The organism is Pseudomonas poae (assembly GCF_001439785.1).
Taxonomy (GTDB): domain Bacteria; phylum Pseudomonadota; class Gammaproteobacteria; order Pseudomonadales; family Pseudomonadaceae; genus Aquipseudomonas; species Aquipseudomonas poae.
This window is the reverse complement of record NZ_JYLI01000020.1, coordinates 1-26,071: the sequence shown is the minus strand read 5'-3', so window position 1 is coordinate 26,071 and position 26,071 is coordinate 1. Positions and strand designations below refer to the sequence as shown.

18 protein-coding genes and 1 pseudogene are annotated in these 26,071 nt (G+C 56.8%); 10 read left to right on the top strand and 9 right to left on the bottom strand.

What is annotated here, in order from left to right; genetic code table 11:
• Positions 1-3: 3 nt before the first annotated feature.
• The 9 genes from TU75_RS20775 (at position 4) to TU75_RS20735 (ending at position 10,970) form a co-directional block, all read left to right on the top strand.
• Complete coding sequence (locus TU75_RS20775; protein WP_060549973.1) at positions 4-1,632, top strand: xylulokinase; 1,629 nt, start codon at positions 4-6, stop codon at positions 1,630-1,632.
• The gene (locus TU75_RS20770) at positions 1,629-2,306 is read left to right on the top strand and encodes a class II aldolase/adducin family protein (RefSeq protein ID WP_060549972.1); all 678 of its coding nucleotides are present in this window, start codon (positions 1,629-1,631) and stop codon (positions 2,304-2,306) included. Before TU75_RS20775 ends, TU75_RS20770 begins: the two co-directional genes overlap by 4 nt.
• On the top strand, positions 2,303-3,784 hold the full coding sequence (locus TU75_RS20765) for an aspartate aminotransferase family protein (protein WP_060549971.1): 1,482 nt from the start codon (positions 2,303-2,305) through the stop codon (positions 3,782-3,784). The genes TU75_RS20770 and TU75_RS20765 overlap by 4 nt, the downstream gene beginning before the upstream one ends.
• Before the next feature lie 10 nt (positions 3,785-3,794).
• Positions 3,795-4,415 (top strand): hypothetical protein, encoded by a 621-nt coding sequence (locus TU75_RS20760; RefSeq protein ID WP_060549970.1) that lies wholly within the window; start codon positions 3,795-3,797, stop codon positions 4,413-4,415.
• 24 nt (positions 4,416-4,439) lie between these two features.
• The gene (locus TU75_RS27900; RefSeq protein WP_060549969.1) at positions 4,440-6,410 is read left to right on the top strand and encodes an SDR family NAD(P)-dependent oxidoreductase; all 1,971 of its coding nucleotides are present in this window, start codon (positions 4,440-4,442) and stop codon (positions 6,408-6,410) included.
• A gap of 287 nt (positions 6,411-6,697) precedes the next feature.
• The gene (locus tag TU75_RS20750; protein WP_060549968.1) at positions 6,698-8,119 is read left to right on the top strand and encodes a flavin-containing monooxygenase; all 1,422 of its coding nucleotides are present in this window, start codon (positions 6,698-6,700) and stop codon (positions 8,117-8,119) included.
• Entirely contained in the window at positions 8,109-8,990 is an 882-nt protein-coding gene (locus TU75_RS20745; RefSeq protein ID WP_060549967.1) for an SDR family NAD(P)-dependent oxidoreductase, read from the top strand. Before TU75_RS20750 ends, TU75_RS20745 begins: the two co-directional genes overlap by 11 nt.
• A 109-nt stretch (positions 8,991-9,099) precedes the next feature.
• Positions 9,100-9,789, top strand: coding sequence for a response regulator (locus tag TU75_RS20740; RefSeq protein WP_060549966.1), 690 nt, complete (start codon positions 9,100-9,102; stop codon positions 9,787-9,789).
• Positions 9,790-9,794: 5 nt separating this feature from the next.
• Complete coding sequence (locus TU75_RS20735; RefSeq protein WP_060549965.1) at positions 9,795-10,970, top strand: sensor histidine kinase; 1,176 nt, start codon at positions 9,795-9,797, stop codon at positions 10,968-10,970.
• 984 nt (positions 10,971-11,954) lie between these two features.
• Here the strand turns inward: TU75_RS20735 and TU75_RS20730 are convergent.
• Positions 11,955-13,796 (bottom strand): ATP-binding protein, encoded by a 1,842-nt coding sequence (locus TU75_RS20730; protein WP_231981982.1) that lies wholly within the window; start codon positions 13,794-13,796, stop codon positions 11,955-11,957.
• A gap of 247 nt (positions 13,797-14,043) precedes the next feature.
• Here TU75_RS20730 and TU75_RS20725 point away from each other — a divergent pair, with 247 nt between their 5' ends.
• Positions 14,044-17,964: a YobI family P-loop NTPase gene (locus tag TU75_RS20725; RefSeq protein WP_060549964.1), complete on the top strand. Its 3,921-nt coding sequence runs from the start codon at positions 14,044-14,046 to the stop codon at positions 17,962-17,964.
• 200 nt (positions 17,965-18,164) lie between these two features.
• Here the strand turns inward: TU75_RS20725 and TU75_RS20720 are convergent, their stop codons facing one another.
• The 8 genes and pseudogenes from TU75_RS20720 to TU75_RS27465 all read right to left on the bottom strand — a co-directional run.
• Entirely contained in the window at positions 18,165-18,782 is a 618-nt protein-coding gene (locus tag TU75_RS20720) for a dTMP kinase (RefSeq protein WP_060549963.1), read from the bottom strand.
• The gene (locus tag TU75_RS20715; RefSeq protein WP_162276113.1) at positions 18,782-20,284 is read right to left on the bottom strand and encodes a hypothetical protein; all 1,503 of its coding nucleotides are present in this window, start codon (positions 20,282-20,284) and stop codon (positions 18,782-18,784) included. The genes TU75_RS20720 and TU75_RS20715 overlap by 1 nt, the downstream gene beginning before the upstream one ends.
• Positions 20,285-20,603: 319 nt before the next feature.
• Positions 20,604-22,640 carry a hypothetical protein gene (locus TU75_RS20710; protein ID WP_060549961.1) on the bottom strand — a complete coding sequence of 679 codons (2,037 nt, stop codon included), beginning with the start codon at positions 22,638-22,640 and terminating at the stop codon, positions 20,604-20,606.
• 187 nt (positions 22,641-22,827) lie between these two features.
• A complete protein-coding gene (locus TU75_RS20705; RefSeq protein ID WP_060549960.1) occupies positions 22,828-24,093 on the bottom strand; it encodes a hypothetical protein in 1,266 nt (421 codons plus the stop codon).
• Positions 24,094-24,286: 193 nt separating this feature from the next.
• Positions 24,287-24,520 (bottom strand): hypothetical protein, encoded by a 234-nt coding sequence (locus tag TU75_RS20700; RefSeq protein ID WP_141719156.1) that lies wholly within the window; start codon positions 24,518-24,520, stop codon positions 24,287-24,289.
• Between the two features lie 433 nt (positions 24,521-24,953).
• Positions 24,954-25,310, bottom strand: a complete 357-nt coding sequence (locus TU75_RS20695; RefSeq protein ID WP_060549958.1) for a type II toxin-antitoxin system RelE/ParE family toxin — start codon at positions 25,308-25,310, stop codon at positions 24,954-24,956.
• Positions 25,311-25,312: 2 nt separating this feature from the next.
• Positions 25,313-25,603, bottom strand: coding sequence for a type II toxin-antitoxin system ParD family antitoxin (locus TU75_RS20690; RefSeq protein ID WP_060549957.1), 291 nt, complete (start codon positions 25,601-25,603; stop codon positions 25,313-25,315).
• A 340-nt stretch (positions 25,604-25,943) separates the two neighbouring features.
• Positions 25,944-26,071 (bottom strand): annotated as a pseudogene (locus tag TU75_RS27465) (IS3 family transposase); the annotation flags it as partial.

Here is a 26,071-nt window from a genome sequence, read left to right as displayed (position 1 = left end):
TCTATGACTTCGCTTTTCTTATCCCGGACGCCTCAGGCGGCCACCGGTCTGGAGCAACTCGTCCTCGCTGTGGACCTCGGCACCTCCGGTTGCAAGTGCGCCCTGGTTTCACTGGAAGGCGATATCCGGGCGTGGGCGTTTCACAGTGTGCCGTTGCATGTGAGCGGGTTGAGCGTCGAACAGGAACCGCAGGATTGGTGGAATGCTTTCCTGCTCGGCGCCAACGAACTGTTGAGCGCCGATCCCGTCAAGCGGCGCCAGGTGATCGCCGTGTGTTGTTCGACACAGAGCGAAGGCACGGTGTGCGTGGATCAGGACGGCGTGGCCCTTGGGCGTGCAATGTTGTGGTTGGATAAGCGGGGGGCCGGCGCCGTAAAAAAACGCATGGGAGGAGGACGGTTCAGCCTGGCCGGGTACGGGCCACTCAAGCTCTGGCGTTCACTGCGCCTGACCGGTGGCGTGGCCTCGTTGTCCGGCATGGATTCGGCCGGGCACATGGCTTACATCCTCGATCATGAGCCACAGCGCTATGAGCGAACCCACAAGTTTCTCAACGTGCTCGACTACATGAACCTGCGCCTGTCGGGTCGCTATTGCGCCACCAGCGACTCGATGTTGACCGCATGGATCACCGATAACCGCGACCCTCACCGCATCCGCTACGACGACGGGCTGGTCAAGGCACTGGGAATAGAGGCCGGCAAACTGCCTGAGCTTGTCCGCTCCACCGATGTTATCGGCACGCTGCGCCCGGAGCTTGCCGAGACTCTCGGACTGGCGCGCACTACGCAAGTGGTGGCCGGTGCCGTCGACACCTCGGCGGTGGCCGTCGGCGCCAGCGTCAGCGATTTTGCTCCGCACCTCTATTTGGGCACCTCGTCGTGGGTGGGGGCTCACGTTCCTTTCAAGAAAACCAGCGTGCGTCACCACATAGCTGCGGTACCCAGTGCCGTCAACGGTCGTTACCTGGCGATGGCCATGCAGTCGGCGGCGGGCGCAAACCTTTCATTCTTGCGCGACAAGGTGCTGTACCACCCAGATGAGCTGCTCAGTGATGAACAGCAGCCGGACGTCTATGCCTTGCTTGACCGGATCGCAGCACGCGTGCCACCGGGGTCGAGAGGATTGATCTACACACCCTGGCTGTGTGGCGAGCGCTCACCAATCAGTGATCCAAGCCTGCGCGCCGGTCTGTTCAATCTGAAGCTGGAGCACTCGCGGGAGGACATCATTCGCGCCTTCATGGAGGGCGTGGCCCTCAATACGCGCTGGATGTTCGAGCCGTTCGCGCGTTTTCTCGGCCAGCCCAGCGATGTGATCGTGGCCACCGGTGGCGGTGCCCAATCGGATGTGTGGTGCCAGATCATGGCTGACGTCTGTGGGCGCGTTATCCAGCAGCCGCAGAACGCCATCCAGACCAATGCACGCGGGGCGGCGTTCATTGCGGCGGTGGCGTTGGGCAAGCTGCAGTTCCACGACCTATCCAGCCTCAAACGCCCACACCGCCTGTTTGAACCGTCCCGCGTGACTCGCGCGCTGTACGACGATCAATTCGCCACCTTCCAGGAGGTTCGCAAACGCCTCGCGCCCCTTTACCGACGCCTGAACCCTCCACAGGAGACTGCATCATGAGTCATGTGCAAGAACAAATTGTCGAGCTCTCGCAGCATTTGTGTCACCGCGGATTTTTTGCGGCCACGGGCGGCAATCTCGCGTTGCGCATCGATGCGCAGCACATCGCGGTCACGCCGTCGGCCACGGACTATTTCACCATGCGCCCCGAGGATGTCTGCGTGCTGCGTCTTAAGGATCTGGCGCAGCTCTCCGGTGAACGTGCCCCCACGGTGGAAAGCGGGCTGCATGCAAAAATCCTGCGGGCACGCCCGGACGTACAGTGCAGCATTCACACGCATCAGCCCGTAGCCAGTGCTTGCACCTTGCTCGGCGAACCGATGGATGTGCCTAACCCTGAACTGTGGCATTCCCTGGGTAAACACATTCCCCTGGTCGGGTACGCGCCTTCAGGCTCCAACTGGCTGGCCGGCAAGTTCGGCCGGGCCATTCGTTGGGATTACAACGCGTACCTGATGCGCAACCACGGGGTGTTGTGCTGTGGCCCGGATGTCGAGACAACCCTGTCGCGCCTTGAGGACCTCGAGACCTTTTGCCGTGACTACCTGTTACGCCAAATCACTGAACAGTCCCCGCATAAATCACAGTCACCTGCCGCCGTGGCACGCCTGGTCGACGCCCTCGTGCGTTCCGGCGCTGCCGAAGCCCATTCTTCTTCCGAGACCCCATCATGAACAAACCTCTTGATCCCATCACATTGCCTGCAGCGGCAGATTCAGCGGTTTCGCAATGGCCGGATGTCGACTCGCTGTATCGGCGTTTCGATGCGCTGGTCAAGCAGCCGATTCGCCCCTTGAAGCGTGAGGCGCTGAACAAAGTCATGGGTTACTTCGACGAGCGCTGCCAGGGTTCGAGGCGGCTTGCTGAGGAGGCCAAGAAATTCATACCAGGGGGCGTTCAGCATAACCTTGCGTTCAATCACCCGTTTGCACTCGCCATCGCTCAGGCCAAGGGCGCGCATCTGACCGATGTGGACGGCAACCGCTATATCGATTTTCTACAGGCCGGCGGGCCGACTTTGCTGGGTTCCAGCCATCCGGCGATTCGTGAGCAGGTCAACCGGGTCCTCGACGACTGCGGTCCGGTCACTGGCCTGCTGCATGAATACGAGGTGAAGCTGGCGCAGTTGGTCTGCGAAGTGATGCCCGGCGTCGACATGGTGCGCCTACTGGGCTCGGGTACCGAAGCGGTCATGGCGGCGGTGCGCCTGGCGCGGGCCTATACCCGCAAGAAATGGGTGATCAAGATCGGCGGGGCGTATCACGGTTGGAGTGACCAGTTGGTGTACGGCATGCGGTTGCCGGGCACCGGCCGCATGGAGGCCGTTGGCATTCCGCGCGGCGCCACGGCTAACACCCAGGAAAGCCCGCCGAATAACCTGGACGCGTTGCGTCGGCGCTTGCAAATCAACCGCCTGCGCGGCGGCACGGCGGCGATCATGGTGGAGCCTTTTGGCCCGGAAAGCGGCACGCGGCCGGTGCACCCGGACTTCAACCGCCAACTGCGCAAACTGTGTGACGAGTTCGATACCCTGTTGATTTTCGATGAAGTGGTCACCGGCTTCCGCGCCGGCTTGGGCGGCGCACAAGGGTATTTCAACGTGATGCCGGACATCACCGTATTGGGCAAATGCTTGACCGGCGGCTACCCGATGGCGGGTGCGATCGGTGGGCGCAGGGATGTGATGCAATTGCTCGCCGGCGGCATCGGCACCAGTGCCCGGCGCGCGTTTGTCGGTGGCACGTTGTCGGCCAATCCGTTGTCCTGCGTCGCGGGTTACTACGCCTTGATCGAGGCGCGCAAACTGAATGCGCCGGCGTTGGCGGGACGCGCGGGTGACCGTATGCGCAAGGGGCTGGACGAAATCATCAACCGCCGTGGCTTACCGTATGTGGCCTATAACATGGGCTCGATCGTGCACCTGCAAACCTCAGGCGTGTTGTTGCTCGATACCAGCAATCCGCTCAAGTTGCTGCGTGCACGAAACGAAGCCAAGTCGCGCAAGCACATGATGGAAGAAATGGGGGCAGCTTATACAGCCCACGGGCTGATCACGCTGGCCGGCAGTCGGATCTATACCAGCCTGGCTGATACCGACGACGTCATCGACGACGCGCTCGAGCGATTCGACGCCGTTTTTCAACTGGTGTGAGGTGAGCGTGATGCAGGATGTACTGCGGCAACAATGGCTGGAAATCCGGCAACGGCTGGTGGGTCTGGTGCAGGAAGGGAGCAGTTTTTCCTTGCGCGTACCGGGCGAGCAAAGCATGTGGTGGGGCCAGTTGGATGACTTGGCCCCCACTCACTTCGATTGGCCGGTGCAGGTACCGGGTGACAGCCAGACCCACCAGGCGATCTACCGTACCCGCAGTGACGTCGGCGCCATTTTGCTGGGCGGAGGGGACTTCGCCCAGCGCTTGGCAGACTTTGGCGGGGTCATGCCCATTCTGTTTGATGAGCAGGCACGGCATATTGGCCACATGGGGGCGCCGGCGGCGTCAGTCCACGACATTCCCGGCGCCTTGCAGCGGGGTGGCAATGCCGTGTTGATCAAGGGCGTGCCCGCGACCCTGGGCACCACCGGTACCCGGATGGCGATGAATGCTCAGCTGTTTGAAAAGTGCGCGAAGGCCTTCACCCTCGCTAAAGCGTCTGGGGCCAAGATGACACTGTTGCCCTGGTGGGTGGTGCTCGTCGCCAACGGCCGACTGATGAAAGATGAAAAACGTGCGACGCAATGTTTTGCCCGAGGCGAGATTCCGCCCGAGAACCGTGGTTACTGAAAACCCTTCAAGAGGTGTAACGCCATGCACATGTCGTCCGCTGTTTCCCGTAAACACCTGAGTGTCGCCTTGGCGCTGGGCTCGATCGCCGTGCTGATGGTGGGGCTGCAACCCTTGTTGCTGGGAGAGTTGCTGGCGCAAAACCGCCTGTCACTTGAGGGCGTCGGCTTGGTCGCCATGGGTGAAATTCTGTCGTTGGGACTGGGCGTAGTACTGGGCGATTTGCTGCGTTCGGTGTTCAGTCTGCGGGTGCTCACGGTCGTCGCCATCCTGGCAGCATCGGGGATGGACCTGATCACGGCCAATACCACTGGCGATGGCGCCCTTGCGCTGACGCGGGCCCTGGCCGGATTGGCCGAAGGCCTGTTGTTATGGGGCACCGTCAACCTGATTGTCCAGGGACCCGCGCCTGATCGTCTGGCGGGCGTGTTCATGGTGGTGCAGACACTGGGCCAGGCAGCGGTAGCCGCCATGTTGGCGTACTGGGTACTGCCCATAAAGAGCACATCGTCTTACGGTTTCGTGTTTCTAGGAGCCCTCACGGCTGCTTCGTTGCTGTTGGTCCGCTGGCAACCCGTTCGGCTGGCCAATCAGCAGGCAACAACGACTACGGCTGGGTTCGGTTGGGGCTTGAATCACCTGCTATTGCTGGGGCTGGCCTTTATGCAGCTCAGCGCCATCGGTGGGCTTTGGGCTTACCTTGAGCCGCTGAGTAAATACGTGGGACTGGATGCGCAAAGCGCACAATTGCTCGTTTCTGGCACGTTACTGATGCAGGTGCTGGGCGGGTGCTTGGGGATTATCCTGGTGCGCCGAGTCTCGGACTATTCAATGTTGGCGGTCGCCGCATTGCTGTTGGGCGGCATCGCGCTGGGGATGTATTTTTCGGCTGATCTGGGCGTTAGGGTATTCCTGCTGTTGTGCGGCGCGTTTGGCTTGGTCTGGCTTATGCTGACGCCGTTTCAGGTGCGTATTGCGCTGCAGCTTGACCCCTCTGGGCGAATCGCGGCACTGGTGCCCGGTATGCAATTGTTAGGGTGCGCGTTCGGCCCCTTGATGGCGTCGCAGTGGGTGGTTGGGGAGAACGCCGAGTATGTGTTGCTGGTCAGTGCCACATTCTCGCTGATTGCACTGACCCTGGTCGGTTTGCTACGCCGGTGCCCCGCGAGTGAGCCCGTCAGCTTTGCGCGCAAAGTGGTGCTGGTGGTAGGCGCGTCCTCCGGCATGGGGCGGGGCCTGGCGGTGCGTCTGGCACAGGAGGGGGCCTGGGTGGTGGCCACGGCGCGTCGCAAGGAGCTGTTGAATGACCTGCAACTGGAAATCACACTCCAGGGCGGCAAATGCCATGTCTCAGCGGTAGATGCCCTGGATGAGCATGCGGCGGCCGGCCTGGTGGATGAAATCGTCGAGCTGTATGGCCGCCTCGACGTGGTCGTGCTCAATGCCGGCGGAGCACCTGCGCTGGATATGCGCGAGATGAAAGCCGCAGACGTCACGGCGTATATGCGCTCGAACTACGATGTGGTGGTCAACTACCTGTTCCCGGCCCTGGAGCAGATGAGCCGCCAGGGGCATGGTTTTGTGGTGCACACCAACTCCCTCGCAGGTTTCCTCGGCGTTACCTTGCAGGGGCCCTACTGCGCCGCCAAGGGCGCACTGCGCTTGTTGATCGATACGTGCCGCATCGAATTCGGTGGCCGTGGCATTCGGTTTCTTTCGCTCTACCCAGGGTTTGTCGCCACCGCCCAAACCGCCAGCGATGGCATGCCGGCGCCACTGGAAATTTCCGAAACCGAGGCGGTCGACCATATGCTGTACGCCATGCGCGGTCAGCGTTGGGACTACTTGTTTCCCTGGCCGATGAGGTGGGTGATCCGCCTGGCCAGGGTACTGCCCAAGTCGCTCACGTTGTGGGTGCTGCGAAAGGAGCTTCCAGGCGCGCAGACGGCTGACCGGCTTTGCGAGCCAGCCGTGTCGCTGCATAAGACCGGATGATTCTCAGCGCTGGCGCTGTTCGCTCGGCAAGGTGCCCGTCCACCGTTTGAACGCCCGGCGCAGCACACCACCACGGCTTCATTGTGCTGGGGTTGCTGGGTCCAGTGTTGAGTGGCGCTGGCGTGCTCAAGCATGGGTCGAGACTCGTGGTTTATGAACAGGGGAGTATCGGGCCGTAGCCTGTCCGGCAAAGAACCCTTTCTGTCCGCCAAAGGCCCGTGCCTGGATCATGCGTGCTTTACATTCCAGGTTCAAAGCCTATCTAACAATAAATGAAGGAATCAGCCATGAGTGCACTCGGTAAAGCCCAGGTGATCGATCAAGGCGACAACGTTTGTATTATCGGTTCGGGGGCGGGCGGGTTGAGTGCGGCGCGCGCGTTGAAGGCGCAGAACATCGCCTACGATCAGTTCGAGCGGCACGCGGATGTGGGTGGCATCTGGGATATCCATAACAGCGGTACGCCGATGTACGAGTCGGCGCACTTCATCTCTTCTCGTGACTTGTCCGGCTTCGTCGGATACCCCATGCCACGGGATTATCCGGACTACCCTTCGCACCGACAGATCGCGCATTACCTGCGCAGCTTTGCCGACGCCTTTGGCTTGCGCGAGGCAATTCAATTCAATACGTCAGTCAGCCTGATCGAGAAGGACTCGGAAAACCGCTGGCTGGTTACGCTCTCCGACGGCGTTGTAAAGCGCTACCGCTGGATAATATTGGCCACCGGTACAAACTGGAAACCGAGCCTGCCGTCGTTCCGGGGCGAGTTCAATGGCGAAATTCGCCACTCCAATACGTTCAAATCCGGACGCGAGTTCCAGGGCAAAAGGGTGGTGGTGGTTGGCGCGGGCAATTCGGGGGCTGATATTTCCTGTGAGGCCGCGACCCATGCTGACCAGGCCTTCATCAGTATGCGGCGCGGCTATTATTTTATTCCCAAGCATGTGTTCGGCATGCCAGTCGACAAGTTCAACGAGGGCCCGCATCTCCCGTTGTGGTTGGCCCGGCCGGTGTTCAAAGGGCTGCTGCGGCTGTTGGTCGGCGACTTGACACGCTGGGGCCTGCCCAAGCCGGATCATGCATTGTTCGAAACCCACCCGATCATCAATTCGCAACTGCTGCACCATTTGCAGCACGGCAATATTGCCGTGCGCAAAAACATTGACCGTTTTGAGGGTGACTTCGTGGTGTTCGAGGATGGCGCCCGTGAACAGGTCGACCTGGTGCTCTGCGCGACCGGCTACAAGTGGGGCGCCGAATGCGCCGAGGCATTTTTCGAGTGGAAGAACGGACGCCCGTTGATGTACCTGTCCATGTTCAGCCGTACCCATCGCAACCTCTGTGCGATTGGCTACCTCGACCAGAATTCCAGCGCGTTCAAAACCTTTGATACCCAGGCACTGACCCTGGCCGCGTATTTTCGCGCCCAGCTGGAAGGCTCGGCAACCGCGTCGCAGTTCGACCAGTTGATCCAGCGGGATGAGCCTGACTTGAGCGGCGGTATTCAGTTCGTAAAATCCGATCGCCACGCGGTGTATCTGGATGCGCGCGCGTTCCTTGCTTACCTGGAGAAACTGCGCGCCGACCTGAATTGGCCAGCCTTGGGTGATCATACCTACGACGCACTGAAACTGGCCCCCCGACGGGTCGTCGATACGCGTGTACCAACGCCTGTGTTGCAGGAGGCCGGGGCCCATGGCGAGTAATCGAATGTTTACCGGCTGGGTCGCCCTGATCACCGGCGGCGCGGGTGGATTGGGCCGTGCGATTGCCGCAGCGCTGATCGGGCGGGGTATCAAGTGCCTGTTGGTGGATATCGACGCTGAGCGCCTGGCCCAGGCAAGCAGGGCATTAGGCCCCATGGCGCTGACTTACCAGGCCGATCTCACGGACGCCCAAGCACTGGAAGGGCTGCTCAACCATGTGCGTGACGACTTCGGACGCCTGGACCTGTTGGTCAATAACGCTGGGATATTGAGCAACACGCCATTCGAAGTGCGCTCGATGCAGTCCATCGCCCATGAGGTGCAGCTCAACATGCTGGTACCGATTGCGTTGACTCAGGCGTTTCTCGGGCTGTTGCAGCAGGCGGTTGACGGTCGGGTAATTTCCATCGTGTCACTGGGCGGATTATTCCCCATGCCGGAAACCTGTATTTATTCGGCGACGAAGTTTGGCCTGCGCGGAGCGATGCTGTGCCTGGGGCTGGATGGCAAGCGTCTTGGCGTCAAGTTCACCATCGTCAACCCATCGGCTACTGAAACGCCGATGCTGATGCGCGAGGCGATTGAGGACGGCAACAAAATGCAGTTTCTGGACCCACCGCAGATGCCCGAGGACGTTGCTCAAACGGTGCTCAAGGCGCTGGACAAACCCCGCCTCGAGATGTTCGTAAGGCCGAGCGAGTCCTGGACCGCGCGACTGGCGATGCTGGCTCCAGGCATCTTGCCCCGTGTGTTGCCGTTGTTTCACCGCAAAAGCGAAACAGGCCATCGTAACTACCTGATATCACTTGAGCAGCGAGGCTTGATAAAGCGGGAGGGGCAGGGCTGGCGCTTGAGCTTGCCGGAGAACTGATCGACCGCTGCAGGCGCCGGACTAACGCACCTTGAATCAGGCAATTAAATTGCCGTTTCCTTCGTTTGGGTGGGGCATTTCTTTTTAGGTTTCATCAAGAGACTTTTTTGTGTCAGGAAAACGTATCCTCATTGTCGAAGACGATGCCGACAGCGCCAATATTCTCGAAGCCTATCTGCGCCGGGACGGCTTTGAGGTGGCCTTGGCCGAATACGGCCAGCGTGGTCTGGATCTGCACAAAAGCTGGCAGCCTGACCTGATCCTGCTGGACGTGATGCTGCCGCGACTGAGCGGCACCGAGGTGCTGTGCGCCGTGCGCCGCAGCAGCGACACGCCGGTGATCATGGTTACGGCCATGGGCGATGAGCCGGAAAAACTCGGCGCCTTGCGCTATCGCGCGGATGACTACGTGGCCAAACCCTACAGCCCACGTGAGGTGGTGGCGCGGGTGCATGCGGTATTGCGACGTACCCTGGGCAGCCAACCGGTTGAACAGCTACTGCGCCATGAAAAGCTGCGCGTTGACCTCACTGCCTTCACGGCGGCTATTGAGCACCTCGGTGCGCAACCTCAGTTGTTGGACCTGACGCCGACGGAATTCAAGCTGCTGGTGACGTTGCTCAAGACACCGTCCAAGGCGTTCACCCGGGATGAGTTGCTGGAAATCTGCCTGCCGGAAAGCGAAGCCCTTGCCCGGGTCGTTGACGCCCATGTTCACAACCTGCGACGCAAGCTGGAAACCCATGGCATCGCCGGGGTACTGGTGACCGTACGCTCCATTGGTTATCGGTTCAGGTAAGCCGCATGTTTGAGAAATCTCGGGTCAACGACAAACCGCTGTGGCGCTGGGTCGGTATGCGCATGAGCCTGTTGGCGATCGGCGCCGTGGTGGTAATTGCCCTGTGCATGTGGGTCAACTTCAAGCTTTCGGACTGGTATTTCTTGCAGCGCCTGCCGCCGCAAGCGCGTGAGGAATTGCTGCACCTGCGCGCCGAGCCGCAACTCAACGAGACACGCTTGCGCCAACTGGTAGCCGAATACTACCCGGTGGATTTTTTCCGGCCGGATATCCCCAATCGCGACTGGCTGATCCTGGCCTGTCTGGTGTTGGCGGCCATCCCGATCATCATCGTCTGTGGCTTGTGGTTTTCGCGCCCCTTGTCCAGCCAGTTCTCGGCGATAGCCCAAGGAGCGCGGCAGGTGGCCGGTGGAAACTTTTTCACGCGCCTGCCCATTCAACGACACACGCCCGACGAGCTGCGACGCCTGATCAGCGACTTCAACAGCATGACCACGCGGCTGGAGCGTTACGAGCGGGATGTTCGCGAGTCAAGCGCGGTCATCGCCCATGAACTGCGCACGCCCCTGAATGCCGCCATGGGACGCGTGCAGGGCATGCTCGATGAGGTGTTCCCCAGCGATGCAGCACAGTTGGGCATGGTCAAGCGTCAGCTTGATCAACTTAGAAAGTTGGTGGATGACTTGCACCTGTTGTCGATGGCCAGGGCGGGGCGGTTGGTGCTGGAACGCAGCGACTTTCCCCTCGCGGCCCTTGTGAGCGAACGACTGGCCTGGTTCCAGCCGCAATTGGATGACGCCTGTGTGTGTACGCATGTGAGTATTGCCGATGGGTTTCGTATCCATGCCGATCGCGATCGCTTGGGCCAGGTGCTGAATATCCTGATTGATAACCTGCTGCGCTACGCGGCAGGAGGCGGCGAGCTGAGCATCATGGCGCGGCAGGTCGAAGAACGGGTGGTGATTGAGATCGGGGACCGCGGCCCCGGTATCGAGGCGCAGCACTTGGACAGCGTATTTGATCGCTTCTGGCGTGCGGAGCGTTCCAGGGCGCGTTACTCGGGCGGCAGCGGATTAGGTCTCTCCATCGCCCGTGCGATCTGCCAAGCCCATGGGGGCGCCATTACCGCCAGCAACCGTACCCAAGGTGGCACCTTAATCAGGTCGGAATTTCCGTTGTAGTCATGACGAAAGTAACTGCGTTTAGATAGATATTTAAATGTAGTTAATAATGCCGTCAACGGCGTTAACTCCAGCGCCTGGTGCAGAATTGACGGGGGCATGAAGGTTGTATTGGCTTACCGTTCGTTTCGTGATTGGGGCGTGGCCAACCCGATGGCGAGTAAAGTGTTTAATCAACCAGGCGTATCCTCGATCATCAGGCCGGAAACCCACGCCAAAACGAACGCGTTAGAAAAGCAACACGTGTTTTTTTCGAGAAGGGGGGCTGTTGGGCACTAGGCTGGGGCGCATCCTTTTCGAACTATCCGATGCATGCCCTCAGATGTGCCCCCAATGCAGCAATCCAATGGAAGTGAATGGCGCTCCATGGTTTGTGGAATGGCAAAAAGGATCAAATGAACAGCCTGCCCGACGCCCCCTAGAGACTCTCAGGGTCCCCAAAAAACATTTTGACTTGGCTCTAGGGCGGTAGTTATAGCGTTAAAAACTTAAATTATGCCCCCAGTTTTGCCCCCACTCGAGCGCTTTACAGAAGGGATCGGGAATGGCGATTTCTGATATTGCCGAGGTGGCACAAAGTGGTCTTCAGTGGACATCCGCGCCGGGATGGCCGGAAGCAGGGCCGCTTCTGTCATAGAACCGATTGTTACGAATGATCGCAGAGATCAATGAATGTGTTGAACTGCTTGGGGGAAAACTCGGCAGGCTACGATCCGGCAAGGTGCGCTTCACCATCGAACTCACAATCAATATACCGCTCAAGTGTGCAGCCTAGCCGACGATATAGCTCCGGCTCCCCTTGCCAATCTATCTCCCGAGCGTCATGATTCGGGCTAAATGATGGCCTTTTGATTTCGGGCGCACGTTACGGAAAACGCATTCACTGAACCCTGTCAGGCCATCGTCGCGCTGCAAACGTAGCGATTAGGTGCACTGTTGGGAAATTTCAGGAGTCGTTCTAAAGCAACGATTTACGGATTTTTCTCAATGAAGTTTCTCAAAAAAATCTTCTCCGGTATCGCGAGATTTTTCGAAAGCCGGCCGGAAGAGTCTGTCGAGCCACTTCTCAAGCCCTTCGATGAAAACGAAATTCGCGAGCGCCTTGATGTCGTACGCAAGGCCCACGCGCACGGTGCTGCGCGCGTAGCCTGAGGACACATCATTGAGCGGTGTCTTGGTCACAACGCCGGCGGGCGCTGTTACGATCAAGCAGGATTTGCCGTCGGGGGCTGGTTCGATGACTTTGATGTCGCCTTCCACGGACATGATGATTTTCAACGCGCGTGCTACGTCATTGAAATCTTCGCCTTTGAGTCCAAGCAACCATTGTTCAGGGTTCGCCAGCAGGCGATCGGTTTCGAACAGGTTGACGATCCCGTGAGCGGGCTCAAAAACCGGCGGTGTTTTTTTCTGGTACTGGCGAAAAGCGCCGTAAGCAAACGCGGGCGGCACAAGGCGTGGCCCGATTTGTTTACAAGCGGCATTGTCAATGCTCAACACTTTGTCGCGCCCCTCGTCAAAGCCGAGTCGTACGCGTGCCGAGAACTGCGTGGGCACGTCATTTGAACCGAGTTGTGCTGGGGAGAGCACGAGTGAGCCTGGCGTCAGGTTCAAGGCTCTACGTGTTTCACGGGGGCTCAACGCGAGCGCAATCGCTTCGAGAATCGAGCTTTTGCCGGTGGCGTTCTCACCCAGTATCAACAGTGCCGGTTGCAACGCTGCGTTGTTCAACTGCGATTCGGCGGTGGGTGTATCAAGTTTCAGCTTGAGGTGCTCGATGACCTTGAAATGGTCGAACTGCATAGAGTGCAAAGAAGGATAAACCCGCGGTACGACGGCCTTCTGGGTGACAGGCTCGGACTGCAGGACGCCATAATCCGTGGGCGGGATTTCAATGGGACGGTGGCCGAAATCAGTATCTTCGATCCAATGCTTTAATTCTTTATGCACCTGCTTGTAGTCGCCCATAAAAAGCAGGGTTTTCAGTGTCCTTGCTACTCGGGAGCGGCCGGTAGGCATTTCCATGCCAACTCTCTGCGATAGGTACCGCGCAATGAGCCGGCATTGCAGGTACCACAGACCACCATATTCAAGTTCAAGGAAGTCAAACAAGTATCGAAAATCATCGGAGCGTAAATGCGCCCGGTTTTGATCGGCCGCCAATAGAGCCTCACGATACTCGCGAAGTTTGGCGGCTCGCGCACTATTCAAGGTGGGACGGTCCAGCCGGAAATTGGCGATTGTGGTATCACCCCTTTCACTCAGTGGCACCAGCTCGCCATCTATGGAGGGGAACAGGTGCCGTTCAAAGTTCCGGTCAAGGCACGGATCGAGCAAAATGGCCTTCTCGCGGGGCTCGGAGGTGCGCCAAGAACCGAGATCCTCTACGGCATACTGGCGTATTTGCTCCAGGCTTGGAATCGGCACACGTTTGCCGTCGACAGGAAAGAACGCAGGCTGGCGCGGAATACACTTGAGGCAGATGGGGTAGATATTTTCCCAGGCATTCGCGAGCCAGACGTAGTAGAGGTGAGAGTCCACTATTCCCATGACAGACGTAACGGATGACGCCGCTCGAAATCGATAGGGGGCGGTCAGATCCCGGCTTTCGCAAAATGCGCATTTGCCTTGAAACAGGTGCCCCAACGCATCATGAATGGGGCCGACCTGGCTAAGATTCAGAGTTAGCTCTTCTCCGGAAATGCGGGTTTGTGAGCGTTCCTGTGTGTCGAGCGTGAAGAGTTCAAGCAGATCCTTTCGAGCCACCTTGAACTGGTTTTCGCGGAAAACAGGTGGGGGTATTTCACTGCGGGCAAATCGTTGCATTGCTCATCTTCCCTGATGCGGCGAGAAACGGCTGATGTCGTCGCCAAATGGATGGCGCGAATATAGCACAGGGCCATCACCGAAAAGCCGTCGAACGCACCCCGCACCCCGCGTACAGGTGGTCTTGGTTAGACATATCGCTTAGGGCGATGGCGGTGCGCTATCATCGGGATCCTGGAAGCAGGCCAGTCCTCATCGGCTGCGGGGGGGCGTCCTCGGAAAATTTATAGACAGTTAGGAGACAAGGATGCTCAGGCCTGCAGTGGTTTTTTTTCATTCAATTCATGATCGCGGCACTGCAGTGATTCGGCTGGTCATTCGACAGTACAAACGATACACCACGGCGTTGCGCAAGGCGCTGCAAGCGGCGCAGGAATTTTTGAGCGTTCCGAGTGGCACTACAGTCTTTGAGCCGTTGACGCCTGTTCTGTTAGATCTACCTTCGTCGCGTCGCTATGAGCGTGAGCTGTTGAGTGCGCTGAGCAATGACCAAGTGCGTAATATCGCGATCACCGGTGAATACGGTGCCGGCAAGAGCAGCGTTATTCGTACATTTGTGGATCGGCATCCGGAATTCAACTTTGCGTTTATTTCATTAGCCGCCTTTGGCAAGGAGCGGGACCTGGGCGTGGACACCACAGTCCCCTCGGCGCTCGCGGCTAATGATCAACCCACTCCACTCCCGCCAGAAAAACAAACCGCGGCACCTGCAAATGACTCCGATCTCTCAACGCGAATCGAGGAAGCCATCGTTCAGCAGTTGCTGTATGCCGTGCCATCAAAGCAACTGCCCAAAACCCGCTTGAAACGCATCATTCAAGCCTCACTGTCTGCGCTTTGGGCTCACACTGTGTTCTTCGTTCTGTTGGTGGTGAGTGCCCTAAGGCTGTACCTGCCCGTGGCAGAGAAAACACTCACCATAATCCCTGAGTGGCTACTTGGATGGCTTGCACTGCTTCCGGAAGGGATGGCGGTCACCGTGCTCGGTGTGGGTGGCGTGTACCTGGTGTTCTCTGGATTAAGGTTGCTGTCCTCGTTCAGCATTGACGGCCTCACCATCAAGGGCGGGAAGTTGGAAACGACACATCACGGTTCGGTGTTGCACAAAAATGTTGACGAGATTATTTACTGTTTTGAACGCAGCGATATCAACGTGGTGGTGATCGAAGACCTGGACCGCTTCGGCATTCATGATGTGTTCACGCGCTTGCGCGAGATCAATTTCATTATCAAACAGTCACCGCAGATTCGGCGGCGCGTTTATTTTTTGTATGCGCTACGTGATGAGATGTTCGCGGTGGGTGAGAAGACCAAGTTTTTTGACCTGATTATTCCCGTCATACCGGTGGTCAACTCGGAAAACTCACGTGAGAAGATGATAGAACTGCTGCGGCAGCGAAAACTCAACGGGGCGTCGTTAGACGCTGGGTTGAGTCCTCATCTGCTTGAAACCGCGTGTTATTTTATTGATGACATGCGTTTGATCAAAAATATCGTCAATGAATTTGACATGTTCTCCAGCATCTTGAGTGCTGGCTCGGGCTTAAAGCTTAACCCCAATAAACTGTTTGCGATCATCGTGATTCGCAACTTGCACCCGAATGAATATGCCGATTTGGTAAAGCGTTGTGGCGCTATCTACGAAACCATTCATGGTTTTCGTGAGTGGCGAAGCCAACTGCACCAAGGGGCCGAAAATGTCTATCAGGCATTGCGAGAGAAGCGCGAGCAGAAGGTGGAGGAGGTGGCTGCTAGTACAGCTGAGCTTCGCGCATACGTTTGGTTAGAGTGTCAGAAAAGAGCCGGTAGTTTTGGAGCCACCCATATTCAGGTGCGCAATGCTGACCGATATACGTTGAGTCAATTCGTCAGTGACGAAGGCTTTGACGCGGTTTTTTCTCAAAGTGCCCAGTTGTTCATGATCGCCGTTGATGAATATGGACGACTTTACAGTCAGTCACCCAAGGCACTCGACCCGCAGGAGCTTCTGGCTGCAACGACGTACCAAAAGCGCTATGAGTTGCTCCAAACAACGAAGGGTAGCATTGAAAAAAAGATGTCCGAGCAGCGTCTGGAGTCGGGCCGGATCAATCGCCTGTCCTTTCGTGGCGCGGCCAAAAAAGCCTATGGCGAAGTGATCCTTCAAAAACTGGCGGGCCTGGATATTGTTATTTACCTGATGCGCCATGGCTACCTTGATACCGACTATCCGGATTACTTCGGTTACTTTTACCCAGGTTCGCTCACGGCGGAAGATAAAAACCTGATTCTGGGGCTCCGCGGCGGCGTCACGCCTGATGTTACGACAGTCATCAGCGCGCCCAGGACTGTGGCGGACAAACTGGATGTCGACGACCTTAGCGATGGAAGGGGCATCATCGCGACGCTGATCGATTACTTGGCTAGCTGTTCGTACACTGAGCCCGGTGGGAACCACGAGCGCGAGTTACTCGCGACCATTCTCGGGAGCGGATTCAAAGATGATCTGAATAGGATGGCGGAGGCCGCCGAGCTGCTGATCCTGGGACCAAGCTCGAATCGCTTTGTTCAAACTATATTTTTACTTGAGCCCAGATTGTTTCGTGCGCTGTTGACGGACGCCGCTCGCTTTGAGCCTGTGCTCTCGAAACAATATCTGGTTAGCGCCATCTGCGACGCGTTGACCTCCGACCAAATGCAGACGCTTGATGATCAGCCGAACACTGAAATTCGTGAGGCCATTGAGGGGCTTGAGGATAGCTCGCGCTTGATGCCGCGACTTGAATTGGGCATGGCAGGCTGGGGGTGGTTGAAGACCTTGCCCATTCAGTTCAGTCGCTTGGGCGACACCACGCCTCTGAGCGATCTGCAGCAATTGATCGAGTGGCGTTGTATCAACTTCAACCTGCACATGCTTTTACTGATTTGTCAGAAGGGTGACCCTAAAACCACTTCGGACCTACAGAGCACACCCGCTATCGATAGATCGAGCGTCAGTTACCGCAGGCTAAAGGCGCTGAATATCACGGGCCTTGATGAGCAGTTGCTTGAATCGCCTGACGCGCTGGCAAGTGTTCTGTTGAGTCAAGTGGGCGAGTTGGACGAATCATCCGCATCACTTTCAGTGCTGTTGCGATTACTCGACGATGCCCTGGAAATTAACAGCATGCGTCAGCTGTTTGAGCGCACAACCTGCAAGGTTGAGCGTTTGGAGGATGTACCTCAACTATTGTGGGCGGACGTGCTGTCAACCGATCGAGTGCTGATGGGGGTTGACGCCGTCTGGTCATACTTCAACAATTTATTGCTGCCGGCGCTTACCGAGAAAGGTTTAGAGCAGGCAGACATGGATACCTTCGCGGATTTCATCAAGCGCCACACAAAACCGCTGAATCAATATTTATGGACAACCAATCAGGCTCGACATTTAGATTTGCAGAGTTATCTACTGGGCTCATCAGAAGTCGATAACGAAACCCTTGTCGGTCTGTTCGCAGGGCTTACCCTGGATAACCCGGCGATCCTAAGTGGTGCCTTAGGCAAATTGCCGACAGAGCGCTGGGCAATGCTGGTGAGCGCTGATTTCTTGGCATTTAATGCCGAGATCCGAGAATGTGTCCGCGCATACGACACAAACCTGGAGGTTCCTTTTCTCCTCGCTCACTGGGGGCAAGCGCGGGAGCAAATTGACTTCGCCCAATTGCCCATAGAGGCAGTACTCAGGCTCAGTCAAAGCAGCGTGCCGACACTAGATGACAAAATCAACATGTGGACTGCTGTACCGCTCGAAACGTTTGATACCTCCAGCGTAGCCACCATGGAAATTGCCCGGCTCTGCAGTTGGCTCAACGCTGGTACGTCGCGTTTCCCCGCCTCGTTTGCCCCCATACTTAGAAAGCTCATGGCTGAGGATGGACTGTCGTCAGAACAGCGACAGGAAATACTCGTCCAATGTTTAGCGTCCAGCACGTGGGTAGAGGTGACAGCCCTGCTTGGGCTGCTAGCGGAAGGTTTCGACCGGTTAGCGCCCAATGTGAGAAAGATTGAGGTAGCGTCCAGTGCAGCCAATCTACGATTGCTGGAGGCATTGCAAGCACGAGGTTTTGTTGGCAGCGTGACGGCGAAGGACGACTTTCTCACAGCGAACACCCGACCGAGTGAAATGAAGGACACGGCAAGCGCCGAATAGACAGCTTTGTTAGCTCGGTTACATCAGCGTGCTTCTTGAATGGCGCTGAGAGGGTTGCCTATACAGGCATCAATCACGGCGTCGGAGTGGGCGCGCCGCGCCGCGTGAGACTTTAAGGGGGTCTAGAAAACTCGGGCCGATTCACAGCAAAGCGCCGGCATTCCAGCTGGTAGGTTCCAGCAGCTTGAATTTTAATTAGGCTAGGAACGCGATCTACCAGCAGCTATCGCGCTGACAACTAGGTCAGCCGAGGCTTCGACGGTGCCCACGTTTTGGCAGGTAAACCATCCATACCCCTCTACGGCACGCTCGAACGCCGCGGAGCAGGCTTCGTGCTCGCTGTAATTCTTGATTACCACACTACTTAGGCCCCTGGCGCGGCCGGCGGCCCGCTCCCATGATATTTTCGGTGGGGCTAGAACGCCCACGTGCAGGTCAGGCGTCACCACGCTGCGATCGAGGTTCATCCTAAGAATGTCCGGAAAATTAACGAGTCGTCGAAACGCAGCGTCTGACGGATACCAACGGTCGATGAGGACGACCGCGTTATTCGGTTGTTGCAACACTACATTGCTCGAGATCCAGGCTCGGCCATCGGCAAGACGCTCACAAACCCGAAGCTCCAAGTCAGTGCTCGGGTTGGCCGTAAGCGACTTGATCATCTCCAAGGTTTCGGGTCGATAGGGATCGAGTTCCTTTTCACACAGCTCGATTACCTGGTGCTTGCCGCAGGCGCGTAATCGCTCGGCAACCGCATTAAGAACTGTGGTCTTGCCGGTAGCCTTCGGACCGTCAAAAGAAACAAAGAATGGATCCATCAAGCGGCAGCCTCCCCTGACTCCTCAGGCTTCGCACCAGCCATTTGGGAGGGTTGCCCGCTGATACTGCCGTCTCTGTAAAGCGAGATACCCACACAGCCGCGGGCGCGGGCCTCAAGGATGGCCAACGCGATGTCATCTATCGTACTGCTGGCCGGCAGGTTAATCGTTTTTGAGATGCCTCCATCAATGAATGACTGAAAGGTGGCTTGGGTACGGATATGATCGGCCGGGCTCAGATCGTGCGCGCGCACCATCGCTTGGCTGATTTTGCTCGGTATCAGCTTGAGATCCTCAGGCTGAGCCCCATTCATCAAAGACATGGCAATTTCATCGATCATGGATTCAGACAAGCTGTGCTCGCGTAGTAGTCGGCGGAGCGTGGGTTGAATTTGGTTAATCACACGACCTTCGACGGTCTGGCGGGATACATAGCTGAAAAGGGGTTCAATACCGCCTGATACGTTACCCAGTAAGCTGAGGGTCCCGTTCGCAGCGATCGCCATCAGCGAAGCATTTCGGCGCAGCGGCTCGCCGGCTCGAAGTAGGGAAGGGTCACAGCTACCGCGGGTAGAGGCCAATACTTCGCTGGTAGCCTTAGCGGTAGCCTGCACTAGGCCCATGATAGAGGCAGCGAAATCCAGCGATTCCTGACTCCCATACCGTATTCCCATCATCAGGAGCGCATCGGCGAAGCCCATAATACTGAGGCCGATCTTGCGGCTCTGCATGCAGCGTTCACTAACGGTCGCCGAAGCGTGTTCCTGAATGTCGTGGAGGTTGTCAAGGCACCGCACGCCCATTTCAACCGCGGCCTTGAACCGATCAGCATCGAATACGCCTTGGGTGACAAAGCGAGAAGCGTTTAACGAGCCAATCAGCGACGATTCGTTTTCCCGCAGCAATGACTCTCCGCAGACGTTCAGGATCAGGCGTTCACCATTGGGTGATCGCAGTGACTTGTGCTCGCCAAATGCAATTGCCGGCCGCCCAGTGTTGTAGATCGAGGAGCACACGGATTGCCAGGTGGCTACCGCATTCGGCTGTTGCTGATCCAGGGCCGCGAAAAATGCGCCATCCAACTCGACATTGGTATGAGTTATCTCCAAGGAACTGCTCATGTCGATGAAGTGGCTGACAAGCGGATGGTCAACGTGGAGTGTGACTGCGCTATGTGCCTTGCGCTTGCGATTAGGATTCAGCGCCGCTGTCTGGTTTTCAATGAACCGCGTCATGGCCACAGGGTCGGCAACCGATGTCAGGTCGTATCCGATACCTCCGCAACCATCATGAATCTTACCAGCAACAGCCATGGCCTCGGCATCTACCGGTGGGGCCAATACGTGACAGGCGAATAGATTTGCAGAGCTATGGTGCTCACTGTTCATCATCACTGGTGAATTGGGCAGAAACGCACCGTCGCTCAAAAGCTGGTGGAGTTTCTCACCCAGGGCGATTGCCTCAGCGTCAGAGGCGTGCCGACGCTCAACATCGGTGAACATGCGAACTACCCGGCGAGGAAGGTCGGCCCAGTCACAACTGTCTGTATTCTCAAAGAAGCGAGGGGCGAGCACATCAAGGTAGGGGTTTTCGTGCGTCCAAGCCGGGCTGGTAGGGCTGGCGATTTTTCTAGTCTGATCCATAGATACCTGATGACCCCGTAGAGGGGTTCAACTCCTGTTTTAGTTGTGTGAGGGCACCACCGTCTAGCCGGTGACAAAATCCTTGGCATTTGTTGCTATCGGCATCAAAGGGATAATGCTGAGGAGGGGGTGCCTGTGAGCCTGAGATCCCGCCCAGGCTACCGCGTCGTCTGAAACTTCAATACGGCGCAAGGCGGACCAAGCCAGCTGTCCATTCATCCCATGTGGTGACCGTCTTAGAGAGCTCGATCATTTGCTCGACATCGATGCCTCTATTCAGGCATTCCGAGACCTGCAGATCGAGCCAGGTGCTTTTCAGGTTGACAAGGCGCTTGCGCAAGATCCCGGCCAGATAGCTGCGCCGACCCGCAAGGCTGCCCTGCTTGACGACCATATGCTTGGAGAGTGCGTCGATGAGCTGCCCTTCAGCGATCGCCTGTGGTTGCTTGGTTATTTCACTCAGACCTGGAAGTAACTTTGCCGCGCCGTAGCGTTTCACAAGTTCCTTCACCCTTTTTTGACCGAGATCGTTGAGCGATCTGTCTTTCAGGTGCAGCACCTCATTGGCCGCCTCTAGGACTGTTCTTTCCTGGGCCGCTACTGTGGTCGACCGCTGGACCTCGATTGATAGTCCATCAAGGATGGCTTGTAAGTAAACCATCTGGTCTGGTGTCGAGATTTGGATGGCTTGGCGTATTGCTGCCACATTGGCTTGTAGTTCTGGGGATAGGCCCCGGCCGCGCAAATTGTGTTCGAAAGCGAATGTGACCAGATGTTCAGGTGCCTTGAACAGGCCCCATTCCGTTAAGGTCCGTACGCAAGCAGCCTGCTTGTCATCGGGCACCTGTCGAACCAATTTCATAAGGTGCTCAGGCACCCCACGGTCGATTAGGATCTGAACATCTGGTTCGAACTCAGGGTCTAGGCTTGAGCAATATGGATCATCCTCCATGGCCTGCTCAAAGATGAACCTAGCCATCGAATCAACTGCTACGCCATCGAATGGAATCGAATCCGGAAAAAGGTTCGCGACCTCTGCTGTTGGCTGTCTGTTGAACAGATCCACTACAAATGGACGCAGTATGGCCTGTTCGGGTTCCGTTGCCATCTCTACCTCCAACTCCATGAGCACGCGATCCCTTGATGCGCCGGCAGGGAGTACCTGTACCAGTTTTGCTGCCAGTTCACCTATGAAATACGGACTGGTGCTCCACGTTCCTTCGTCCCAGGTCCTACAAGTGATTTGAAAAAAGGGCTCGTTAATGTGCTGCTGATAGTGAAGAGTCTGGTCATTAGGAGTTGACCAGAAAGCATGCAAAGCTTTCTCAACTGTTTCAGGCTTCTTATCGGCCAGCGCGGTGATGAGCTGGACCTCGGGATGGAGGCGGGCGGTTGAACGAATTGGTTCAGGTGCCTCATCCAAGATGCTTGGATCACGCGCTTGAACAGAGGCAATAGCAACTGTATTGCTAAGATATGGGTGGTTCGGAAAGCGCCGACACAGCTCAGCGACGAAGGCTCGCGCCGCCACTGGATTATTAACGCGCACCGCTGCGACAAAGCCGAATCCCAGTACAGGACATTTCGGAGGGTCTAGTCTGCTGACAAGATCTACCAAGGCGGAAGTGTGGAGCTCTTTGAATCGGGCCTTTTGACTCAGCGCAAATGCTTCAAGGCAGAGGGAGTAGGGTGATTCTGAACTTCTGAGGCCTTGCACCGCTTCAAGGCAAACCTCAGGGTAGAGATCCTCACTGAAACGGTAACGTGACAAGGAGGCCGCTATGTAGATGGTCGCGGCCAAGAGTGCATCCCTTGAGCGCAAATCTTCCCGGCCAGTAACCGTCAGTGCGAAATCCTTGAGCCAAGCATCGTCCACCTCTGAACGCCACATAACACCACCGAAGGCACGTAGCTGCATCAGCAGCCCTTCGAAGGATGTCTCGTGATAGTCAAGCGTGAGCTCATCCCACGCTTCATCTATCCCTCTTGCCCACATCGCGTAGCTGAGCTTTTCACGCTGCCGGCGATCAAGCGGGCCAAGCCCTTGATAGGCCGTCACTGCCTCTACATACTCGCCAGCGATTAGCAGCCTGTCAGCTTCTGCCTCTGGAGAGTCACCCTCAATGACCAGTTCTGCATGCGAGTGGCGGATCAAATGCTGGATGGTAGCCACGCCCTCGATGACGATCTTGCTGCTCTGCTCCGCGGAACTCATTGGTGCTCCCTACGATGTCACTGGGAAAAACAATCAAAAATGAAAGGGGGGATGCGGTGCGATACTCAGGGTTATCTCGCATCATCCCTTCGTGCTTTAGTGCAATCTAGGGTAACGAGCAGGGCCGAAAGAACAACGGGCCCGCTGGAAAATGCGTCCCTTTCGCTGCGGAACTTTCACCTTGTGGCTAAGAGGTTACTACCAATGTGTTTTGGCCCGCCTGGTGGGCCATAGGGTCCGGCCGGTACTGTACCGAGACCCATAGATCATGCACCAGGATGCTCGTTTGAGTAATGCAATGAGGAAATACACGCCGATCGCTGACGAGCGGACGGCTCTCGAAATCTCGGAAGCGATCGTTGCTAATTGCGTAAGAGGTTGGAGAGCTGGCTAGTTCAATAACAGTTTCATCCGCTTTCTGACCTTTGCCGACCTCAAAAATCTGAACATCACTGGGGAACAGACTTAAAAGCTCGACTGCCGTGGTCCCAGTCCGGCGAACGTAGCCCGGGTCGAAAACAACGATAATCTCAGCGTTCGGATGCGCTGCGCGGATAACTGGAATGAGCGCTGCGAGAGGGCCTGGCCCTATGAATTTGCTTGGGCCACCTTTCAATTTTGTGAGGTACGACAGATTGTTGCCATCAATGACAATGCGGTTGATGACCCTAGATTCCCTCGTCCATAGGTCATTTAGGCGCTCTCTGCATTTTGCTATTTCCCTCTCCAGCTTTACGACATCGGCTGCCTTGATTCGAAGTACGCTGTCAGTGTTGTAGCTGCCGAACATCGCTTGACACTGCGTACGGATCTGGCTGACTGCTGCGCGATTAGATTTGCTCTCTTGAAACCGTTTATCAAACGTTTGCGCGAGGTCTCTGGTTTCTATAGCTGTGGCCAGCTCTGACTTTAGCTTCGCAAGCTGCTTCAACGGCTCGACTAGGTACTCATCAAACCGGGCCGCGCCGGCTTCAAGCTTTCTCACCTCAGGAAGGAGTTTATTGATCTCCCTGCTGAGCTCAGCGATTTCAGTGTCAGCATCAATCCAATCCAGCACGGAATGCAGTTGGATCTTATGGCGCAGATCAATGATTGTGTCGGAGAGGGTGGCGAGTGAAGCCTTCACCACCTCAAGCTTCTCTTCTCTCTCTTTAGCATCCTTTTGAGGGGCGGGGCTCGGCCGCGTGCCGGCCATCGTCATGCGTATCCTGTCGAAGATAGAAATGCTTTGGTGAGAGAGTATGTGTGCAAGTTGAACGTGATCGAAGGCCCAGATCTGCCTCTTGAGGTCTTCAACCTCATCCTGGGCCTCTGACAGCGATACTCTCGCAGTGTCCACGTCGAATCCATGGAGCCAAGCCAGCACGTCAGTCTGTTCCTGCTTGCTCCACTCGAAGACCTGCAATGCTGATTTAGCGTCTTGAAGGCGCGCTCTATAAGGGTTGTATTCCATTGGTCCTCCGAATTGACCGTTTCAGCCAGATGTCTATGGATGACGGATGGGGCAGCTAAATATATGGATTATCCCGGAGGCAGACGAGGATTGAATAGTCCAGGTACGCCTTAACCATTCATCTCCAGCCCTGAGGGCACACAGCCTAATGGGACTTCTCGCTAGGAGGAGTCAATGCCTATATCAAGTTGATTCAGGTCAACGAAATTCCAACATGCTGCTTTTGTACGGAGTTGATACGACGGTGCAACTCAAGTGCCGAGGCGTGGGCTTGTGCGTCTAGGTCCGGGCAGAGGGCTTCAACGCCTAATTCTTTGTCCCCGTCGACATAGAAATTAACGCCCTGTTCATCGCCGAAGTCCTGAGCATCGCACAAGCCGCCGTCATGGAAAGCCCTGAGTGTAGTGGTTGTGACGTAGTCGCCCATCATTCTGCTCAGGTAGATCCAGGCCTATGTTTCGACGGTGGGGGGTAGGATATGCCCTGAATCACGAGTCTGCGCATGAAGATGACGTCGCCCACGGGTACAGCCCTACGGGACCAATATTCGGTCACTGTCTCAAGCCCGAACTGCTTGGCAAGCTCAGCCACCATGGCAGCAATCGTTGGGTCGTTGCTAAAGCCGCGCATTGAAAAAGAGCCGTCATTTTCTGCTCCCTCTTCATAGCGTCACAACAGACTCTCGGGCGCGGCAAGAAACATTTTGACTGGGCTCCAGGACAATGTTTTTAGGTCGATAACACTTTTGTTTGCCCCCACTTTTGCCCCCATTCGTACCGGGTGTGCGAGTGATCGCGAATGGCGATCTCCGACGGACTTTGCTATTCCTGGCCAGTTAAGCCGTTGGGCCAGGTCGCTGATCAGTCGTTAGGCAAGTGCAACTGCACTTCCATGGCGTCATGAAGGAGTCTGACGACCTCGATCACGTCGTCGTTTGCCACACGATAGAACACGATATGGCGTGGGCTTTTGATCGTTCCATGGGTTTGTTTGGCCTGCTGGCGTGAATAGATGAGGTGATAGCTACGAAGGCCCGGTGCAAGCTCATCGCGGTCGTGGCTGCCAATGCGATAGGGCGTGGCGGCAAGCGCTTGCAGCGCCGTGAGGATCAGCGCCTGGTAGCGCTGGCGCGCTTGAGCGCCGAACTGCGTCTGGGAGAGCCTAAGGATGTCGACCATGTCGGCGCGCGCCGGGTTGGAAATCCGATACTGCGGCATGCTCAGTGTTTCTCTCTCGCGGAGAGGGTTGCCTCCAGGCTCAAGCCCTCGAGGTAGTGCTCCAGATCCCCTTCGTTAACCTGAGTAAAGCGCCCGTGCTCAAGATCCATGATGCCGATCGAGGTTGCCTGACGTAGTGCCTCAATTTTGGCGGTGTCTTCGGCGACGCGCTGCTCCAATAAACGTAAACCTTCTCGCATCACTTCGCTGGCATTCTGATAACGGCCGGACTGCACCAAGTCATGGATAACCTGTTCCTGGTGAGGGGTGAGCACAACGTTTCGCGTCGCCATAACTAGCTCCAGTTCTATGCAAACAGGTACTTTTGATTGTTGGCATATTATGCCATTTTAGCTTAGGAGAATAGCTTGGGGCCGACATCCGGCGATCAGGTGATGGCTGACTCGGCGCCAATCAGCAAGGTTCAAAGTCATCCGTCCATAATAAAGCAACCTGCAGATTGATTTGAAGATTGATATGCCTGACTGTGCGTGGGAGGAGGCGCGCGATGTGTGCTCCTCGATCCGCCCTGAAATCGATCGGCATGTTCGATACCCATCAATATTTGCGTTTAGAGGCATCAAGAGAGGTTCCAATGCCCTACGAGTTAGAAAATCGCCTGGTGATCGGCGTCGCTTCGCGGTCACAGCAATCCAGGGCGAAGGTCACGCTCAGTTTGGCGCCGTCCTCACAGCGGAACTCAAAGCCGTCCGAGCACCAACGCGTATCACTGGTTTGCACCGCAATACGACCCTCGTGCC

What these genes read in the sequence shown, in the direction of transcription:
- TU75_RS20775 (WP_060549973.1), top strand. Translation starts at nt 4, where the DNA reads ATGACTTCGCTTTTCTTATCCCGGACGCCTCAGGCGGCCACCGGTCTG.
- TU75_RS20770 (WP_060549972.1), top strand. Translation starts at nt 1,629, where the DNA reads ATGAGTCATGTGCAAGAACAAATTGTCGAGCTCTCGCAGCATTTGTGT.
- TU75_RS20765 (WP_060549971.1), top strand. Translation starts at nt 2,303, where the DNA reads ATGAACAAACCTCTTGATCCCATCACATTGCCTGCAGCGGCAGATTCA.
- TU75_RS20760 (WP_060549970.1), top strand. Translation starts at nt 3,795, where the DNA reads ATGCAGGATGTACTGCGGCAACAATGGCTGGAAATCCGGCAACGGCTG.
- TU75_RS27900 (WP_060549969.1), top strand. Translation starts at nt 4,440, where the DNA reads ATGCACATGTCGTCCGCTGTTTCCCGTAAACACCTGAGTGTCGCCTTG.
- TU75_RS20750 (WP_060549968.1), top strand. Translation starts at nt 6,698, where the DNA reads ATGAGTGCACTCGGTAAAGCCCAGGTGATCGATCAAGGCGACAACGTT.
- TU75_RS20745 (WP_060549967.1), top strand. Translation starts at nt 8,109, where the DNA reads ATGGCGAGTAATCGAATGTTTACCGGCTGGGTCGCCCTGATCACCGGC.
- TU75_RS20735 (WP_060549965.1), top strand. Translation starts at nt 9,795, where the DNA reads ATGTTTGAGAAATCTCGGGTCAACGACAAACCGCTGTGGCGCTGGGTC.
- TU75_RS20730 (WP_231981982.1), bottom strand. Translation starts at nt 13,796, where the DNA reads ATGCAACGATTTGCCCGCAGTGAAATACCCCCACCTGTTTTCCGCGAA.
- TU75_RS20725 (WP_060549964.1), top strand. Translation starts at nt 14,044, where the DNA reads ATGCTCAGGCCTGCAGTGGTTTTTTTTCATTCAATTCATGATCGCGGC.
- TU75_RS20720 (WP_060549963.1), bottom strand. Translation starts at nt 18,782, where the DNA reads ATGGATCCATTCTTTGTTTCTTTTGACGGTCCGAAGGCTACCGGCAAG.
- TU75_RS20715 (WP_162276113.1), bottom strand. Translation starts at nt 20,284, where the DNA reads ATGTTCACCGATGTTGAGCGTCGGCACGCCTCTGACGCTGAGGCAATC.
- TU75_RS20710 (WP_060549961.1), bottom strand. Translation starts at nt 22,640, where the DNA reads ATGAGTTCCGCGGAGCAGAGCAGCAAGATCGTCATCGAGGGCGTGGCT.
- TU75_RS20705 (WP_060549960.1), bottom strand. Translation starts at nt 24,093, where the DNA reads ATGGAATACAACCCTTATAGAGCGCGCCTTCAAGACGCTAAATCAGCA.
- TU75_RS20700 (WP_141719156.1), bottom strand. Translation starts at nt 24,520, where the DNA reads ATGGGCGACTACGTCACAACCACTACACTCAGGGCTTTCCATGACGGC.
- TU75_RS20695 (WP_060549958.1), bottom strand. Translation starts at nt 25,310, where the DNA reads ATGCCGCAGTATCGGATTTCCAACCCGGCGCGCGCCGACATGGTCGAC.
- TU75_RS20690 (WP_060549957.1), bottom strand. Translation starts at nt 25,603, where the DNA reads ATGGCGACGCGAAACGTTGTGCTCACCCCTCACCAGGAACAGGTTATC.